General features: G+C 47.1%; 14 protein-coding genes. 8 read left to right on the top strand and 6 right to left on the bottom strand.

Annotated elements, in window-relative coordinates; all coding sequences use genetic code 11:
- Entirely contained in the window at positions 1-2,040 is a 2,040-nt protein-coding gene (locus F5971_RS15765) for a 3'-5' exonuclease (RefSeq protein ID WP_193495949.1), read from the bottom strand.
- Positions 2,041-2,044: 4 nt separating this feature from the next.
- Positions 2,045-2,413 (bottom strand): response regulator transcription factor, encoded by a 369-nt coding sequence (locus F5971_RS15760; protein WP_193495946.1) that lies wholly within the window; start codon positions 2,411-2,413, stop codon positions 2,045-2,047.
- A 157-nt stretch (positions 2,414-2,570) separates the two neighbouring features.
- Between F5971_RS15760 and F5971_RS15755 the strand changes: the two genes are divergently transcribed.
- Positions 2,571-3,785, top strand: a complete 1,215-nt coding sequence (locus F5971_RS15755) for an EAL domain-containing protein (RefSeq protein WP_036509802.1) — start codon at positions 2,571-2,573, stop codon at positions 3,783-3,785.
- A gap of 17 nt (positions 3,786-3,802) precedes the next feature.
- Here F5971_RS15755 and F5971_RS15750 read toward each other — a convergent pair whose 3' ends face one another.
- Genes F5971_RS15750 through purM form a run of 3 tightly spaced genes read right to left on the bottom strand, consistent with a single transcriptional unit; the run spans position 3,803 to position 6,254 of the window.
- Positions 3,803-4,528, bottom strand: a complete 726-nt coding sequence (locus tag F5971_RS15750; protein WP_051514328.1) for a DUF3108 domain-containing protein — start codon at positions 4,526-4,528, stop codon at positions 3,803-3,805.
- A gap of 23 nt (positions 4,529-4,551) precedes the next feature.
- A complete protein-coding gene (purN, locus tag F5971_RS15745) occupies positions 4,552-5,196 on the bottom strand; it encodes a phosphoribosylglycinamide formyltransferase (protein ID WP_036509804.1) in 645 nt (214 codons plus the stop codon).
- Positions 5,193-6,254, bottom strand: a complete 1,062-nt coding sequence (purM, locus tag F5971_RS15740) for a phosphoribosylformylglycinamidine cyclo-ligase (protein WP_193495944.1) — start codon at positions 6,252-6,254, stop codon at positions 5,193-5,195. Before purM ends, purN begins: the two co-directional genes overlap by 4 nt.
- Positions 6,255-6,402: 148 nt before the next feature.
- Between purM and F5971_RS15735 the strand changes: the two genes are divergently transcribed.
- The 6 genes from F5971_RS15735 to mgtE all read left to right on the top strand — a co-directional run bounded on the left by F5971_RS15735 (position 6,403) and on the right by mgtE (position 11,640).
- Positions 6,403-7,203, top strand: a complete 801-nt coding sequence (locus tag F5971_RS15735) for a DUF2066 domain-containing protein (protein WP_036509808.1) — start codon at positions 6,403-6,405, stop codon at positions 7,201-7,203.
- A 3-nt stretch (positions 7,204-7,206) separates the two neighbouring features.
- Positions 7,207-7,914, top strand: a complete 708-nt coding sequence (hda, locus tag F5971_RS15730; RefSeq protein ID WP_193495941.1) for a DnaA regulatory inactivator Hda — start codon at positions 7,207-7,209, stop codon at positions 7,912-7,914.
- 1 nt (position 7,915) lies between these two features.
- Positions 7,916-8,155 carry a hypothetical protein gene (locus tag F5971_RS15725; RefSeq protein ID WP_237748554.1) on the top strand — a complete coding sequence of 80 codons (240 nt, stop codon included), beginning with the start codon at positions 7,916-7,918 and terminating at the stop codon, positions 8,153-8,155.
- Positions 8,156-8,166: 11 nt separating this feature from the next.
- Positions 8,167-8,961, top strand: a complete 795-nt coding sequence (gene tcdA / locus F5971_RS15720) for a tRNA cyclic N6-threonylcarbamoyladenosine(37) synthase TcdA (RefSeq protein WP_193495939.1) — start codon at positions 8,167-8,169, stop codon at positions 8,959-8,961.
- A gap of 18 nt (positions 8,962-8,979) precedes the next feature.
- A complete protein-coding gene (locus tag F5971_RS15715) occupies positions 8,980-10,047 on the top strand; it encodes an FAD:protein FMN transferase (protein WP_193495936.1) in 1,068 nt (355 codons plus the stop codon).
- 249 nt (positions 10,048-10,296) lie between these two features.
- Positions 10,297-11,640, top strand: a complete 1,344-nt coding sequence (gene mgtE, locus F5971_RS15710; RefSeq protein WP_193495934.1) for a magnesium transporter — start codon at positions 10,297-10,299, stop codon at positions 11,638-11,640.
- Between the two features lie 236 nt (positions 11,641-11,876).
- On the opposite strand, the gene F5971_RS15705 is transcribed toward mgtE, so the two are convergent.
- Positions 11,877-12,743 carry a prephenate dehydratase gene (locus F5971_RS15705; protein ID WP_193495931.1) on the bottom strand — a complete coding sequence of 289 codons (867 nt, stop codon included), beginning with the start codon at positions 12,741-12,743 and terminating at the stop codon, positions 11,877-11,879.
- Positions 12,744-12,881: 138 nt separating this feature from the next.
- Between F5971_RS15705 and rapA the strand changes: the two genes are divergently transcribed.
- Entirely contained in the window at positions 12,882-15,743 is a 2,862-nt protein-coding gene (gene rapA, locus F5971_RS15700) for an RNA polymerase-associated protein RapA (protein ID WP_193495929.1), read from the top strand.
- Positions 15,744-15,753: the final 10 nt, after the last annotated feature.

The raw sequence follows: 15,753 nt of genomic DNA, 5'->3' as shown, positions 1-15,753 counted from the left end.
TTAGCCTACTCTGATGGTTTCTGCCTTCGCTTGCAGGGCGAGTGCCTGTTGAAGAGTATGAACACCACGCGCTTCTAACCTTGGAAGTAATGTCAGCAGGAGTTCGGCCGTTACGCGGGCATCGCCGAGTGCCGTATGGCGGGTGCCTGCAGGAAAATGTATTTGGAAGCGTTCCGCCAATGCATCTAAGCTATGCTCATCAATATCAGGATCAATGACGCGCGATAGCAGTAGAGTATCAAGAATGGGCATGTCAAACACAACGCCTGACTCCTCTTGATGCATTTGAATGGCTAAAAGATCAAATGCGGCATTGTGAGCTACTAATACACCTTGGCCTATAAAGGCTCTGAAGCGAGGCAGGACAATTTTTAAGGGAGGGGCGTGTTTGACATCTTCATCTGTTAGACCATGTATAGCCGTGCTTGTTGCTGGAATGGGGCGTTCTGGGTTGACTAGCTGATCAAACTTCTCTGTTGCCAGTAGTCGTCCGTTGACAACTCGGCAGGCTCCAATACTGACAATCGTGTCGCCTGAACGCAGTTTTAGCCCCGTGGTCTCTGTATCAAAGACAATCATTTCAAGTTGGTTGAGGTTTAGATCAGCCAGTTCACTTTTGGGTGGGGGGAGGTCGGCGATACTGAAATCATGAAACTCGGGTCTAGGTTGAATGGATTTATTGGGCTCTGCATGTCGGTCGGTAGCCGGTAGAGGAATACGCAGACGAGCATGTTCACGGTCATGGTCGGGCAGAGACCACCAATCTGAGTTATGTTGGTTGAGTACATCGCAGATGCGAGGAGCGAGAGGTTGCTCACTTAGAGGTAAATCTCTCCAAGTTTCCAATGTCTGCTGCGTTAAGGCGGCTCCTTTCCAGATAATATCTAGGTATACACGCTTATTGCCAAGGCAAATCTCAAACTCAATGCTTGACGCTTGAGTGGTTTGAATGAGCTCAGGTAACAAGCGTTCAAGCATGGCTAAAAGTGTTGGGCTGTCGGCACGAAACCATGCAGGAATGCCGATTGGGACAATCATGACATGGGAGTTTTGCCAGCTGTCGACCAACGCACTGATGAAGTCATTTGACCAAGTGTCGCTTAATCGGCCTTGATCAAGTTGTAAAGACTCTAAAAGATGCGCAAGTTGATCAATTAATCCCCCTAGTTTTTGGCTTTCTTGGTGCATTGCATTTTCAAGTTTTTCTTTAATCAGGCTGTTGTTTGCAGCGCTGGAGAGTGCTTCCGCTGTGGTTGATAAGGTTGCGGCATGGCCTCTAAGTTTGGGCAGTAGCTCGGCAAGTGGTTGGCGCCAACGTTGGTGAGTCGTGTGCGCTTCTGTTGTGTCCTCTAGGGTTAGCAGGGCTTCACCTTGGTTAGCGCTTACTCGCCGTATGTTGCATCTAAGCCATCTGTCTTCATGGTGGAGAAGCAGTTGACGAGGACTGCCATCAACAGGCAGTTTTTTGAGGGTTTCCGATAGATTGGGTAAAGGGAGTAGTTGTTGTAGGTGGCGGCCCAGTCCAAGTGCAGGGTGATCATGAAACAAAGCCTCAGCCGCGGGATTTAGCATTAAAACGCGCTGGTGTTGGTCGCATAGGAGTAGGGGGACCTCAAGAAACTGAACGACAGCTTCAAGCTCGTGGCGAATGCGCATGGCATCTTCCGCACCCGATTGTCTTGCTGAAATGAGTTTTTGTCGATCTTCTCGCCAGCCTTTTTTTAGGTGGTCGAAATCGGGTGCTAAATGGTTTAACCAGCCTTCTGGTGTAAAATCATCGTTTGCATCAGGATTAGCAACTAAGCGCGAGAACTGGACTTGTAGTCGTCTTAGGGGGGCAAAAAGATTTTGTTCTAAAATTATCCCTCCAAGTGTCATTAGCACAGGAGTCATGCAGGCTAGGATTACTAGCATTATGCGATGAGATGTCGATGTTGTCGGTAAAATGGAATCGAGTAACAGCCCTAAAATCAAACAGACCAAAGCTGTGATGCCTGTTAGAGCGAGCCAGATACCAAGTAAATGCTGACGCTTTGGCATAATGTTAACCTGTGTGTAAGAGGTTTTTGACTTTCTGAACTAGAGCCTGGGTTGAAAAAGGCTTTGTTATGTAATCATCAGCCCCTAGAGCCATGCCTTTTTCACGCTCGACCTCTCGCCCATGTGCTGTCAGCATAATTACGGGGAGGTGTTGAAAACGTTCGTTTTCTCTTAGCTCTGCGAGTACGTCAAAACCACTGATACCGGGTAGGCTGATGTCCAAGAGGACAAGGTTAGGGTCGAGCTCGTGAATTTTTTGTAGGGCGGTCTCGCCATCCTCAGCCGTGAACACAGTAAATCCAGCTTGCTCCATTAAAAACTCTAGCGATAAAAGAATATTCGGTTCATCATCTACGACCAGCACTTTAGTCATGCTGTACTCCTTTTATATTTATTTATAATTCAGTCTAGTGCGCTGGCGGTCAGGTTGAAAGTCTACTATACCAATTGATGAGAGTGGCCTATGACTTGCTTAATAAACACGTTTAGATTCATTGAAACATTCAATCATTACACAACAAGGTCTTAAGATGAACGTATTCCCTTGGTTTCAGCCCATCATTGAAATCGCCAGTGGCGAAGTGGCGGGCTATGAAGCCCTTGCTAGAACCGCCGATGTACAGGGACAGATTATTTCAGCGGCCAATTTATTTTCGTCTTCAAGTTTGAGTCGTGAAGAGCGGTTAAGTCTCGATAGAGATATCCGATTGCAGGCCTTAACAAAATTCAACTCATTGCCTCAGGGGCAGTTTTTATCCTTGAATATCTCGCCTGAGTGGATTAATTCCGTTACGGCAACGGGTGAGTTGCCAACCCTAGAGATGCTGAAGCAAGTCGGTGTTCGCCCTGAACAAGTGGTTCTTGAAATAACAGAGCTCGATGGTGATTTAGACCGAATATGCTTATTTGCCGAGCGTTATCGCTCGGAAGGGGTCAAGATTGCCTATGACGACTTTGGCGCTGGGTTTCAGCAGATGGATCGGGTATTGGCATTTACTCCAGATTTTATCAAGCTGGATATGCGTATGTTCCAAAGAGGTCCTAAAACGCACTTTCATAGTGCACTTATGCAGACGGTTGGGGAGATGAGTGCACGATTAGGGTGCAAAGTGATTTTTGAAGGTGTTGAAACGCCTGATGAATTTTTTGCCGCCTTGCACTGCAATGCAAGCTATATTCAAGGGTTTATCTTTTCACCCGCAAGAGCCGAGTTTATGGGTGTTGATTCCATGAAGGCGCAGACGATGGAGCTCATCAGTCAGCACCTGGATATGGCCATTGATGAGGTTGCGCGTCGGCAGTTTTACACTGAGGGCCTTCACAGTGAGTTAATGTTGTTAAAAGATTTATTACTCAGTGGTGGAACGGACAACTTGAATACTTGGCATCCAGACCCAGATGTTCTTCGGTTTTATATTTGCAATCGCAATGGAACCCAGATCTCTTCAAACTTTACCTACGACGTCTCTCAGGGTGTTTGGGTGGAAGATGCGGCTTACGCAGGCCATAATTGGAGCTGGAGACCTTACTTTTACCAGTTATTAGGGGCTACTGATTTTGAACGGCGGATTATGAGTTCTTCGCCTTATTACGATCTGGAAACAGGGCAAGAGTGCTCTACACTTTCATTGTCATTGGATGATGCGCGGATTTTACTGGTTGATATCCGTGAAGAGCGTAAGTCTCAGGGGCGTCTGGCGTCTCTGATATCCTGCCACAGCGATCTGATACCTGCATTATCTTGAGGCTTTTAGTGCGCAAGTTAATCGTACACTAAAAGCTCTTTAAGCATTAAGCTCATGCGATTGCCATCAGGTTCAATTTGCGTGAGCTTAATAATCATGTAGTTCAATTCTGGAGCTAACCAAATAAATGTCTCGCGATCGGAGTTTTCACCTCTATCACGTTCAATTTTAATGGCGTCATAATCCCCGGCAGGGGTTGAAACGCGCTCTTGTCCTATGACATTGAAGACGTAGTTTTGTATATGTCCACCGTCAGCGACAGGGTAGGAAAGGAGTGTTTTTCCTGCAGCAATATCAATAGGTATTTGCAGTTGATAGCTCAGTTTATCGTGAACACCGGGAGATATGTTCATTTTCCATGGCTTGTCGTCAATGTCGGTTGTGACTTTTTTTTGATTCCAATCAAACTTAAGCTCAGCCGTTCTACGTTTGCCTAGAATGCGACGGTGATAGTGGTAATGGATCGGTAGAATGTAGCCATCAGCCAGGCGAATCTGTGTTGTTTCTTCCGCTCTTGCCATCATTGCTGAGGCTACCGCGGACAGCTTCCAGTCCCCGTTATCCATACGGGTTAGCTCACGAGACGCTTCCCCACTGATGGTAAGTGCGGCATCAATTTCTGAAGCATAGGTTGCTTTGAAAGGCTGCAGGGATATAAGCGATGCTTGAGCAGAGCTTGTTGCTGAAAAGCTCAAGAGTAGCAGTAGAGTTGTTAGCGCTAACCACTTCTTGCTTACACCCATACAATCTCCCAAAATGCTGTAGGTTAGGCCTTGAGTTCAAATCCAGAACTGGGTAAACAGTTGTCATCTAGCATCACGCCATCATCTGTGACGCGTAAGCGACCGCTGCAGAACCAACTCACGGCTAAAGGATAAATCTTATGTTCTAGAGTATGCACGCGTGCCTGAAGGCTGGCTGAATCATCCTCCATTAATATTGGGGTCTTTGCTTGAATGATGATAGGTCCACCATCTAGTTCTTCAGTAACAAAATGCACGCTGCAACCATGCTCGGCATCCCCTGCATCAAGGGCGCGTTGATGGGTGTTCAGTCCTTTATACCTAGGCAGCAGAGATGGGTGAATGTTCATTAAGTGCCCTTGGTAGCGGCGAACAAACTCTGCACTGAGGATGCGCATGAAGCCTGCAAGAACAACGAGGTCTGGCTTAAATGAATCAATATGTTCGATTAACGCCAGATCAAAGTCCTCGCGGCTTGCGAATGTCTTATGATCTAAGACAAGGCTCGGAATGCTGGCATTCTGAGCTCTTACCAAGCCAAAGGCATCCGCTTTGTTGCTGATGACACCCACGATATTACCATGAAGATCACCCTTTTGAGAGTGATCAATCAAGGTTTGAAGATTTGAGCCACTGCCTGAAATCAAGACAACGATGCGCTGTGTCATGCCGTGCGGCCTTCTCGCATTTCAACTTGTTCTTCTTCTGGATCAGCAGATTCGATAACGCCAATTTCCCACGCATTTTCACCTAGCTCTCTAAGTAAGCTGAGTGCTTGATCCTTGGTGTGACTTGGTACCGCGATCACCATACCCACTCCACAGTTAAATGTACGGTACATTTCGCGAATTTCTACATTGCCTGCGGTTTGTAGCCATTGGAAGACAGGTGGAAGCTGCCAGCTATCGGTAAAGAGGACGGCTTTGGTGGACTTGGGTAACACACGCGGTATGTTTTCAAGTAAGCCGCCACCAGTGATATGGGATAAGGCATTGACTTGGACTTGTTTAATCAAACTGAGCAGGGATTTTACATAAATGCGAGTTGGCTCAAGTAGAGCTGCCGCTAAGGTGGTATCACCGATAGGCTGTTGGAGGTCAGCTTGAGACACTTCAATGATTTTACGAATCAATGAGTAGCCATTGGAGTGAGGGCCAGAAGACGCGAGCGCGATGAGGCTGTCGCCTGCTTGTACTGAGGAGCCATCGATAATTTGGTCCTTCTCAACGACGCCGACACAAAAGCCCGCTAAATCATAATCGTCGCCTTCATACATGCCTGGCATTTCAGCCGTTTCACCACCGACTAGAGCTGCGCCCGCGAGTTCGCAACCACGGCCTATGCCAGTGACAACATCCGCAGCCATGTCGACATTTAAGCGGCCTGTTGCATAGTAGTCTAGGAATAGAAGGGGTTCGGCTCCCGCCACCACAAGATCGTTGACACACATTGCTACTAAGTCAATACCAATGGTGTCATGTTTGTTTAGATCCATCGCAAGGCGAAGTTTAGTGCCCACACCATCAGTGCCTGACACTAAAACTGGCTTTTTATACCCTTCGGGTATTTCGCACAACGCACCAAAACCACCCAGCCCACCAAGTACCTCTGGACGTGCTGTGCGCTTGGCCACACCCTTGATACGCTCAACCAGCGCGTTACCTGCGTCGATATCGACACCAGCATCTTTGTAGCTTAGGGAAGTTTTTTCAGAACCTGTTGACATTACGTACCTGACCTTTAAAACCGGATGGACTCAATAGAAATTTAGTACAATAGTTTATCAGGTTGATGGTGAAGGGGCTATTGTGTGTTAAAGTTGAACATAAATTAATTCACAGCTATCGGCTTTTATTGAGTGTTGAACGAATGTTATGCGGAGTTTTTTAAACGCAATTTTAGTGGTTGTATTGGGTTTGCAGGCTCAAGTCGGTTTTGCTGAAGTCGTTGTCCCCAAAAAAACACTTGTTTTGTTGGTTGAGTCGAATGACCAACAGAGTCTTTTTGTACGTCCAGCCCACCCTGTTGCTCACGCGTTGGTTGAGCACTCCAGCGATGCTTACACTTTCTTGTTGCCCTTGATGGATCTTGTCGATCAACAAGCGTTGCGTGAACAGGATGTGATTGAGTCGCGTATCCAAGCGTTATTAGACGGTGTGGCACGTTACGAGCCGGATCAATTGCTGATAGGGCACTGGCGTGATCCGGGGGTGAACTTAAACGCACAGTGGTTGTTGTACACTCCAGAAGGTCAAGCCCGGCTTGAGACAGAAGGTGAGATAGAGCAGCAGATTGATGCGTTGGTTGCGTGGTTGCAAACGCAGTTATTTGATCAAGACGAGGGTTTAATTGATCCTTCGCTGGACTTGAGTATGCGTCCTGCACCTATTGATACCGAGAGTCTGAGTCCTGATCGAGTTGAGTTGCCCCAACCAGAAGATGGCAGTCTACAAATGAGTGTGTATGGTGTTCATGATGCAGCCAGTTATCTAGCACTAACGAGTCTCTTGTCTGAGTTGGTTGATCGTTCAGCGATTCAGCCTGTGTTGTTCAGTCAGGGTGTGGTCGTGTTAAGATTGCAAGTGGAAAATCGAGACGAAATTAGCGAGCAGCTAAACAAGTTTGAGCGTCTGGTGCCTAGAGGGCAATCCTTATTGGAGTTTGATTGGAACTAAGTTATGGCTCATGTTAAGGCGCCTGTTCAGTTGCCTCTTGGCATCGCTCTTCGTGATGAGGCGCGATTTGAAAACTTTGTAGTGGGTGATAACGGTTTATTGATCTCAACGCTTAAGCAAGCGGCCAGTGGTCGTGGTGAGCAGTATGCGTATTTTTGGGGTGGACATAGTCATGGTTGTTCACATCTTTTGCAAAGTTGTTGCCATTTAGCTGATGAACACCGTCGACACTCTGTGTACTTGCCTATCGCAACTTTAATTGATCATGATCCGTCAATCTTTGAAAATATGGACCAGTTGGATCTGGTGTGTATTGACGATATTGAATTGATTGCTGGGCGTAAAGAGTGGGAAGAAGCGGTATTTCATTTGTACAATCGGATGCGCGCTGCCGGAAAAACGCTCTTAATCGCTGGAAAAAAAGCACCTGCTCATTTAGGGCTTACGTTGGTTGATTTGGAGTCGCGATTGCTCTGGGGGATGGTGCTGCATGCATATGCCATTGATGATGAAGCAAAAATCCTAGCACTAAAAGCCAGAGCCGCTGAGAGGGGCTTTGAGTTGAGTCAAGAAGTGCTTCGATATTTGTTGCATCATGGCAGTCGTGATATGGCGCACTTGTTGTCCGTGCTTGAAAAGCTGGATCATGCATCTTTAAGTGCCCAGCGTCGAATTACAATTCCTTTCGTTAAACAAGTTATGGGTTGGTAGTGTGGTCGATAATTCATTGAGTGGAACACTTGAGGGCATGGTTGCACGCGATTTTGAAGAGCGTTCACATGAAGATAAAGCCGATTTTTTACAGCATACCTGGTGCAATCATTGCTCAGAAGCCGATTTAGGCATGGATCAGCCGATTGAGTATGAGTATAAGGGCATTATCACAATTGAAGGTCGCTGTTTGGTGTGCCGTCAGCCCGTATACACAGAATTAACCGACGATAGCTTTTAAGGCAGAGAAACGTGTCTGATGATTTTAATTTGCGCTTTGGTGGAACGCAGCGTTTGTATGGTGAGCGTTTAACTGAGCATTTTACGCGGTCTCATGTTGTTGTCGTTGGCATTGGTGGCGTTGGTTCTTGGGTGGCAGAAGCGCTGGCGCGAACGGCGATAGGTAAGATCACGCTGATTGATTTGGATGATGTGTGTACAAGTAATACCAATCGTCAAATTCATGCGATGCAATCTACCGTTGGTCAGCCAAAAACCACGTTGATGGCGGCTCGAATCCGAGACATTAATCCTGACTGCCAAGTGCATGAGGTTGCTGCCTTTCTAAGTAAAGAGAATGTATCAGACCTAATTGCTTCTGATATCGACTATGTTGTTGATGCAATCGATAGTGTGCGTGATAAGGCCGTTATGGTTGCCCATTGCCGCCGCCGTAAAATACCCATCATCACCATCGGAGGGGCCGGTGGTCAAATCGATCCGACTCAAATCAGAGTGGATGATTTAACCAAAACCTCTCAAGACCCTTTGGCGGCTAAACTTCGATCGGTTTTACGTCGCCATTATGGGTTCTCCAAGACCGAGAAATTTGGCGTTGACTGTGTATTTTCAACTGAGCAGTTGCGCTATCCGCAACCGGATGGACAGGTTTGCCATCAAAAACCAAAACAGGGGCAGTCCGTAAAGCTTGATTGCCAAGGTGGCTTTGGTGCTGCAACTTGTGTAACCGCGACCTTTGCATTTTTTGCAGTGGCACGTTTACTCAAGAAAATGGAAGCGCGCTTTGAGCGCATGCACAAGCTTTAAATTCTAGGAAATCAACTCATGTCTTCTTCCTCTTTTTACCGCGCTTATTGCTCACTCGCCTTGTTACTGTTGCTCTTAGTCCTTGTTGGATGCAGTCCTTCTCAGCCCGAAAAAACGGTGACTCGCTTAGAAGGGCATATTTTTGGAACTTTTTGGCAAGTGACGCTTTCTGGCAATCTGACGGATGATGTCCAAGCAACCCTTCGCAAAGGAATTCTTGAGCGTCTGCAGGCCGTTGATAAAAGTATGTCTACATATCGCGATGATTCTGAGTTAATTGGTTTTAACCGCCATCCTGTGGGTGAGTGGAAACCCCTGTCGCCAGAGTTGATGCAGGTGTTGGTGTTAAGTCAGTCAATTTCAGAGAAAAGCCAGGGTGCATTCGATGTGACTGTTGGAAATTTGGTGAACCTTTGGAGTTTTGGTCCTGAGCGGCGGCCTGATGCTATCCCAGATCCAGATTTGCTTGACGAGCGGCTTCATGAGTCAGGATACGCTTGGTTGATTTTAAATGAAGAGCTAGGGCAGGCTCGACGCTTAAAGAATTTTTTTGTTGATTTGTCGGGGGTTGCGAAAGGGTATGGCGTTGATGAAGTCGGGCGTTATCTTTCAGAAATGGGATACGAGCACTACCTGGTGAATATCGGCGGTGATTTGTTTGCAAAAGGAGCGCGTTCGGCAGAAGAGGCATGGAGAGTGGGAATTGAGTTGCCACACGAAGGTGTCCAGCAAGCGCATCATATCATTGAAATTCGAGATATGTCGGTTGCGACCTCAGGTGATTATCGCAATTATTTTGAAGTGGATGGACAGCGATTTTCACATACGATCAGTCCTGTGACGGGCTGGCCTGTCAATCACAGCCTTGCCTCAGTTACGGTTTTGTCACCGGACAATGCCAGTGCAGATGCCTGGGCAACCGCGATGATGGTCATGGGTGTTGAGGCTGGTCTTGCGGTTGCTGAGCGTGAAAACTTAAAAGTGCTGATGCTAGAACGCTCTGGAGATACATGGCTGACCCATATTTCCAGTGAGTTTAAAGCCTATGTAGGAGAGACAGCTGCTCAAGCCCTGTTGCGCAAATAGTCCCTATGCATAGGATTCTTGTAACCTAAGCCAAGTGTCTGAAAAACTTTGGCTTAGGTTGACTATTTAAGTGATTTTCAATATATTCGCGAACCCTAACTATCCCTTAAATCAAATGAGAACTCTGATGGACCCTAGCAGTTGCTGCTTACTCATTCACAGAACCTTGACATCGAGTTTGTTCGCCCGCTAAGGGTATCTTTCTGATACCTGTCTTCGGCGAGTAACGCTCGCACAACGGAGACCTTTATGACCTACGCTGATCTTGCCAACGCCCTTCGCAGCGCCATGGAAAAACAAGACACGGTTGCCATCGAAAACACGGTAACTGAATTCCAGCCTGCCGATCTTGCTGAATTTCTTCGACATGAATCAACTGATGTTTGTTTGAAGGTGCTCGCTCATCTTGTGCTAACTGAGCGAGCCGAAATTTTTGGCTATTTACCTATGTCTCTGCAGTTTGAAATTGCGGAGGAGATGACCATTGAGGGACTGGCTCAACTACTCTCTTCAATGGAATCAGATGAGCGTGCAGACCTGTTTAACATGATGTCAGAAGAGCGCCAAACATCTGTGTTAAAGCGAATGGCAAAGGAAGAACGTGAAGATCTTCGTCGAATGGCGAGTTATGCAGAAGGAACGGTTGGTGCGATTATGACCAGCAACTATTGCAGTGTTCCTGAGCTAAGCAGTGTTGAACAGGCGTTAGAGCGGGTGCGTAAAACAGCTCCTGATGCCGAAACCATCTATCAAATATATGTTTTGGATATGCAGCATAGGTTGGTTGGCACCCTTTCTTTAAGAGAACTGATTCTAACCAAACCTTCGGCTGCGATCAGCTCAATTATGACCACTGAGCTGATTACACTAGACCCAAATGAAGCGCAGGAAAACGCAGCAAAATGCATCAGTCGTTATGACTTATTGGCCGTTCCTGTTGTTGACGAGCAGGCGCGACTCGTGGGTATTGTTACTTATGATGACGCGATGGATATTGCTGAAGCAGAAGCAACGGAAGATATCTTAAAAAGCGGCTCAATCGGAGACCTAGAAGGGAGCTTCAGAGATGCCAGTGGTTTTACATTGTACAAAAAGCGTATTTTTTGGCTGCTGTTGTTAGTGTTTGCCAATATCTTTACGGCTGCAGGTATTGCCATTTATGAGGACACTATCTCTAAATATGCAGTATTGGTCTTTTTCATGCCATTGTTGATTGGCAGTGCAGGTAACGCAGGCTCGCAAGCATCCACCTTAATGGTGAGGGGCTTGGGAACAGGTGATGTGCAAATGTCCGACTGGTTCAAGCTTTTTAGTCGTGAACTGGCAATTGCACTGGCGCTTGGCTGCACAATGGCGCTCGCTGTTTCGATGATAGGTGCCTTTAGAGGAGGGCCGGATATTGCTCTCATTGTTGCGTTGAGTATGGTGGCTGTGGTGATGATGGGTAGTTTGCTAGGCTTAAGTTTACCTTTTGTGCTCAAAAAAGTGGGCTTAGACCCTGCGACAGCAAGTGCTCCCTTAGTGGCAACAATTGCCGATGCCGCTGGTATTCTAGTCTATTTCGCTATAGCGACCGCCGTTCTGGGATTGTAAAAAAAAGCCCCTCGATAAGAGGGGCAAGCAAAGTGCATACAACTCAGGAAGAGTTGAGAGATGGGATGCGAAAGCTGCCTCTAGAGGAGAGTCAGCTTTCTATGCCCTGTAGAACAGGACACCTTAAAGATAGTTTAAATTTGTGCGGTGCACAATAGGGTAAACCCTAATTTTTTAATATTGATTGTGTATAAGTACCCATTTTTTTGTCTCTATTCCTGCTAAAAAAATCAAAACTAAATCTCGATGCTTAGAGATGATGTTCTGAAAGGGTGGGCGGGGTAGGTTCCCATCACTCTGACTTCACTGGCAAAAAAGTTTAGCTCTTGCAAAGCATGTTGCATTGAAGGTTGATGTGGATGGCCTTCAACATCCAAATGAAAGCTGGACACTTGCATTGTGTCTGATGACATGTAGCTTTCGAGTTTGACCATGTTAAGTCCATTCGTCGCAAATCCCCCTAAGGCTTTGTAAAGCGCTGCAGGTATGTTGCGAACTCTAAACATTAAGGTGGTTAAATAGCGCTTATCCGGTTCAAAAGCAGGCATGCGGCTTTCTTTTGCCAAGATCATGAAGCGAGTGGTGTTGCCATTTACGTCTTGAAAGTTGTCTTTGATGATTTCAAGGTTGTAGAGCTCGGCAGCTAAACTCGACGCAATCGCGGCGTGCGTTGGGTTTCGTGAAAGGGAAAGTTCCTCAGCCGCACCAGCGGTATCCAGAGCAGCTGTCTGCTCAAGCTTAAGGGACTTGATATTGCCATCACACTGAGCGAGTGCCTGTGGGTGTGATGAAACGGTGCGAAGGTCCTGAAGCTTAGTGCCTGGCAGAGCGAGCAAGCAGTGGTTAACTGGCTCAAAATGCTCATCAATAATATGAAGTCGGGTTTTAGGCATTAAGCGGTAGATCTCTTCAACTCTTCCTGCCGTGGAGTTTTCCAGTGGAATCATGGCCAAACGCGCTTCACCACGTTCCACCATAAACATGGCTTCGGCAAAACTTGCACAGGCATGTGCTCTTAATTCTGGATGAACTCTGCAGCAGGCTAAATGTGAATACGCGCCCTTATGCCCTTGGTAGGCAATAATGTCATTGGATTGATTCATAATCGTTCGTCGTCATGCCGATTTAAAAACGCAATTATTGCACAGACATAACGGTTAAGCACGATCAGGCTTTGAACTCAGCTTCAATCACGCCTATCATTGCACTCATTATTCAAAGTGTTGTAGAGGATTTGCAGATTGGCTCATACAGAGTTTGTTCCAGGGCAGCGTTGGATCAGTAATACAGAAGCTGAGCTGGGGTTAGGTATCGTGGTTGAATGTGCCAACCGACGTGTGGAAATTAGTTTTCCGGCAGCTGGAGATAGCCGGACATATGCGACGGATAACGCTCCTTTGAGTCGAGTCTGTTACGAGCCCGACGAGCAAATACGAAATGATGATGGGGTTCTCATTACCATACGTGAACGCATTGAACATAATGGCTGCTTTATTTACTTAGGTGTAGATGAGTCGAGCACAGAAATGATTGTGCCAGAGATACACTTAGACAGTGCAGTACACTTCAGTAAACCGCAAGAACGGTTATTTGCCGGTCAGATTGATCGCCATAGTTTGTTCAAATTGCGTGTTGATACTCTAGAACATCAGTATCGGCTACAAAAGTCATCAGCGTATGGGCTCATGGGGGCTCGTGTTCAGTTGTTGCCACACCAAATGTACATTGCATCGGAGCTTAGCTCGCGTGCGGTGCCAAGGGCGTTGTTGGCTGACGAAGTTGGACTTGGAAAAACGATTGAAGCTGGATTGATTTTGCATCAGCACTGGATATCAGGGCGTGCTAAACGCGTATTGGTGTTATTGCCTGATTCGCTGTTGCACCAGTGGTTGGTTGAAATGCTAAGACGCTTCAACTTGGTGTTTACGTTATTGGATGAAGAGCGTTGTTTGGCGATAAGCGAGTCTGGACACGAGAACCCCTTTGATTCTGCACAGCTTATTTTGGCGCCTGTTTCGTTACTTTCCAGGAGTGAGCTGCGGCTTGAGCAAGCCTCGTCAGTGCACTGGGATATTCTTGTCGTAGATGAGGCTCACCATCTGGGTTGGAGCCGAGAAGTCGTCAGTCATGCTTATCAATGCGTTGAGCAAGTTGCCAGTGTTGCCGATGGCTTACTGCTTTTAACTGCTACGCCTGAGCAGTTAGGGCCAGAGGGTCATTTTGCCCGTTTGAGGTTGTTGGATCCTGCTCGTTACCCTGATTTAGAGCTGTTCTTAGATGAAGAGTCGGACTATCGACATCTAAACGTTTTGATTGAAGCCTTGATGAGCGAGGGGGCTCCGCTACTAAAACGGGATGCACATTTGCAAGCTGTTTTAGCTGAACGCTTGGGTGCAGATACACTTGAACACTGGAAAGGGCTTTCCGAAATTGAGCAGTCTGCGAACCTCCATAAAATGATTGCGGATTTAGTGGATCGTCAAGGAACGGGGCGGGTACTGTTCCGTAATACTCGAAAAAATATCGATGGCTTCCCTGAGCGAGTGCTTCATACCTATCCGCTCATTGCCCCGACCCTGTTTTCATCCGAAGGTGAAGAAGAGCCTGCCTTAGAGCCACTTTTACATCCGGAAAAGCGCTTAGGGGAGACATGGATTAGCAGTGATCCTCGTGTTGCTTGGTTGCTCGAATGGCTCAAAACCAATAAAAAGGAAAAGGCGCTCGTCATCTGTGCGCATGCAGAAACAGCCATCATGCTTGAAGATTTTCTCAATCTGAGAGGGGGTGTTCGCTCGACTGTTTTCCATGAAGGAATGAGCCTCGTTAATCGGGACCGCAGTGCTGCCTACTTTGCTGAGCAAGAGCTCGGAGCCCAAGTGTTGATCAGCTCTGAAATTGGTAGCGAAGGACGTAACTTCCAATTTTGCCATCACCTGGTTTTGTTTGACTTGCCCTTAAGTCCAGATCTACTAGAACAACGGATTGGACGCTTGGATCGCATAGGGCAGCATCACAGTGTGCAAATACACTTGCCGTATTATCAACACAGCGCAACTGAAGTGTTAATGCGTTGGTATCATGAAGGGCTGGAAGCATTTACACGGGTTTGTTCAACAGGAGATGCGCTCTATCATCGCTTTGCTCAGCCACTTAGAGATGCAATGCGTCACCCGGGCGAGCGTCATGCTTTGCAAAAACTGCTTGAGGAAACCCAGCAAGAGCGACAAGAACTGGAAAGTGAGTTGTCCTTTGGACGAGATCGCTTGCTTGAAATGTCTAGCTTCAATGCAGCAAAAGCCGACTCCGTCATTAGCCAAATTCATGAGTTGGAAAATGGTAAGGCGTTGCAAGACTATGCCGAAAAGTTGTTTGATCGGTTTGGAATTGCAATTCAGCCTCATGGCGAAAGGGGGTTGGTCGTTCATCCTGGAGAGCAGATGTTGTACCAGCTGTCTGAGCTTCCGGAAGATGGAATGACCTTAACTTTTAGTCGTAAAGAGGCATTGTCACGAGAGGACGTTGAGTTTTTAAGTTGGGAACACCCATTGCTTCTAGAGCTAATGGAGTTACTCACCCGCAATGATCTTGGTAATAATGCATTGGGCGTACTGAAACTACCGGCCTTACCTGCAGGAACGCTGTTGGTTGAAGCGGTGTTTACGCTCAATCTCGCCGTGCCGAGATCACTCCAGCTTGCACGTTATTTGCCCTCAGGTTATTTAAGGGTCTTAACCGGACCGGAAGGTCAGGACTTGTCCGCTGTATTGGCGCATAAACCCTTAAACCAACTGGTACAGCCTGTACCCTTGGCGACCAGCCGTAACATGGCTCGAGTGGCCCGCGAAAATATCGTCTCGCAACTAAAGCATGGGCAAGCGATTGCAGATAAGCAGTTGCCAAGTTTAATTGAGTCGGCTTTGCACAGCTTGTTGAGTGATCGAGCGAACGAATTTGAGCGCCTTAAAGCACTGGCGGCGGTTAACCCGGCGATCCATCCTCAAGAGTTAACTCAGTATGCAGATGAGACGGAGATGATGAGGCTTGCCCTTGAACGAGCAAGCCTGCGTTTAGATGCCTTACGTGTGATCATAGTGTCGGAATGAGCGATCACTG

The organism is Nitrincola alkalisediminis (assembly GCF_009821115.1).
Lineage (GTDB): Bacteria > Pseudomonadota > Gammaproteobacteria > Pseudomonadales > Balneatricaceae > Nitrincola > Nitrincola alkalisediminis.
Note: the sequence above shows the minus strand (reverse complement) of the source record. Positions and strands in the feature narration are given on the sequence as shown.